This is a genomic window from Stenotrophomonas sp. 3(2025), from assembly GCF_052665395.1.
Genome location: NZ_JBQOIF010000044.1, coordinates 2,501 through 5,341 on the forward strand (window position 1 = coordinate 2,501; position 2,841 = coordinate 5,341).

Sequence of the window (2,841 nt, forward strand, 5' to 3'; positions counted from 1 at the left end):
AGGAAAACGCTCTGGAAAGAGCGGCCATAGAAGGTGATAGCCCTGTATCTGAAAGGGCCATTTCAGTGAAGACGAGTAGGGCGGGGCACGTGAAACCCTGTCTGAACATGGGGGGACCATCCTCCAAGGCTAAATACTACTGACCGACCGATAGTGAACCAGTACCGTGAGGGAAAGGCGAAAAGAACCCCGGAGAGGGGAGTGAAATAGATCCTGAAACCGTGTGCGTACAAGCAGTAGGAGCCTCGCAAGGGGTGACTGCGTACCTTTTGTATAATGGGTCAGCGACTTACTGTTCGTGGCAAGCTTAACCGTATAGGGGAGGCGAAGGGAAACCGAGTCTGATAAGGGCGCATAGTCGCGGGCAGTAGACCCGAAACCGGGTGATCTAGTCATGGCCAGGGTGAAGGTGCCGTAACAGGTACTGGAGGCCCGAACCCACGTCTGTTGCAAAAGACGGGGATGAGCTGTGATTAGGAGTGAAAAGCTAATCGAACCCGGAGATAGCTGGTTCTCCTCGAAAGCTATTTAGGTAGCGCCTCATATGTATCCTCTCGGGGGTAGAGCACTGTTATGGCTAGGGGGTCATCGCGACTTACCAAACCATTGCAAACTCCGAATACCGAGACGGACTGTATGGGAGACACACGGCGGGTGCTAACGTCCGTCGTGAAAAGGGAAACAACCCAGACCCACAGCTAAGGTCCCAAATTTTGTGCTAAGTGGAAAACCATGTGGAAAGGCACAGACAGCCAGGAGGTTGGCTTAGAAGCAGCCACCCTTTAAAGAAAGCGTAATAGCTCACTGGTCGAGTCGGTCTGCGGGGAAGATTTAACGGGGCTAAGCACAGAACCGAAGCTTGGGGTGTGCATATTTATATGTACGCGGTAGAGGAGCGTTCCGTAAGCCGTTGAAGGTGGATTGAGAAGTCTGCTGGAGGTATCGGAAGTGCGAATGCTGACATGAGTAACGATAATGCGGGTGAAAAACCCGCACGCCGAAAGCCCAAGGTTTCCTTGCGCAACGTTAATCGGCGCAGGGTGAGTCGGCCCCTAAGGCGAGGACGAAAGTCGTAGTCGATGGGAAGCAGGTTAATATTCCTGCACCTCGCGTAAGTGCGATGGAGGGACGGAGAAGGTTAGGCATACCGGGCGTTGGTTGTCCCGGGGAAAGGCGGTAGGTTTGGATCTTTGGCAAATCCGGGATCCTCTAAGACCGAGCACCGAGACGAGCCTTTATGGCGAAGTTGCTGATACCACGCTTCCAGGAAAAGCTCCTAAGCTTCAGCTTACGCAGACCGTACCGTAAACCGACACAGGTGGGTAGGATGAGAATTCTCAGGCGCTTGAGAGAACTCGGGTGAAGGAACTAGGCAACATGGCACCGTAACTTCGGGAGAAGGTGCACCCTTTTTGGTGGCTCGTGCGAGCTATAGCTGAAGAGGGTCGCAGTAACCAGGCCGCTGCGACTGTTTATCAAAAACACAGCACTCTGCAAACACGAAAGTGGACGTATAGGGTGTGACGCCTGCCCGGTGCTGGAAGGTTAATTGATGGGGTCAGCCGCAAGGCGAAGCTCTTGATCGAAGCCCCAGTAAACGGCGGCCGTAACTATAACGGTCCTAAGGTAGCGAAATTCCTTGTCGGGTAAGTTCCGACCTGCACGAATGGCGTAACGACAGCGGCGCTGTCTCCACCCGAGACTCAGTGAAATTGAAATCGCTGTGAAGATGCAGCGTTCCCGTGGCAAGACGGAAAGACCCCGTGAACCTTTACTATAGCTTTACACTGAACGTTGAGTTCGTCTGTGTAGGATAGGTGGGAGGCTATGAAACCATGGCGCTAGCTGTGGTGGAGCCATCCTTGAAATACCACCCTGTCGTGCTTGACGTTCTAACCTGGGCCCATTATCTGGGTCGGGGACCGTGTATGGTGGGTAGTTTGACTGGGGCGGTCTCCTCCTAAAGAGTAACGGAGGAGCTCGAAGGTACGCTCAGCGCGGTCGGACATCGCGCACTGTGTGCAAAGGCATAAGCGTGCTTGACTGCAAGATCGACGGATCAAGCAGGTAGGAAACTAGGACTTAGTGATCCGGTGGTTCTGTATGGAAGGGCCATCGCTCAACGGATAAAAGGTACTCCGGGGATAACAGGCTGATACCGCCCAAGAGTTCATATCGACGGCGGTGTTTGGCACCTCGATGTCGGCTCATCACATCCTGGGGCTGTAGTCGGTCCCAAGGGTATGGCTGTTCGCCATTTAAAGTGGTACGCGAGCTGGGTTCAGAACGTCGTGAGACAGTTCGGTCCCTATCTGCCATGGGCGTTGGAGATTTGAGAGGGGCTGCTCCTAGTACGAGAGGACCGGAGTGGACGAACCTCTGGTGTTCCGGTTGTCACGCCAGTGGCATTGCCGGGTAGCTATGTTCGGAAGCGATAACCGCTGAAAGCATCTAAGCGGGAAGCGCGCCTCAAGATGAGATCTCCCGGGGCACAAGCCCCCTGAAGGAACCATGTAGACTACGTGGTTGATAGGTCAGGTGTGTAAGTACAGCAATGTATTGAGCTAACTGATACTAATGATCCGAGAGGCTTGACCATATAACCTCAAGTTGCCTTGGCCGACATGACATGTCGATAGATCCAAGTGCACGCTACGTCACAAGACCAAACGAGAGGCAGGCGCTCAGGCGCGTCTCTTTGCAACGCTGGCATCACCATGCCCGCCCCTGCAAGGACACGACGCCCAGGCGACACTCCAACCGCCTCCCTGGTGAAATTAGCGCTATGGAACCACCCGATCCCATCCCGAACTCGGAAGTGAAACGTAGCTGCGCCGATGG

The 2,841-nt window shown here is 54.2% G+C and carries 2 rRNA genes (1 of these 2 running past the window's edge); both read left to right on the plus strand.

Annotation, left to right across the window (positions count from 1 at the left end):
* Nucleotides 1–2,599, plus strand: a 23S ribosomal RNA gene (locus ACUXVE_RS19985); it begins 282 nt to the left of the window's first position.
* Between the two features lie 168 nt (nucleotides 2,600–2,767).
* Nucleotides 2,768–2,841: ribosomal RNA gene (gene rrf / locus ACUXVE_RS19990) — 5S ribosomal RNA — on the plus strand; the annotation flags it as partial.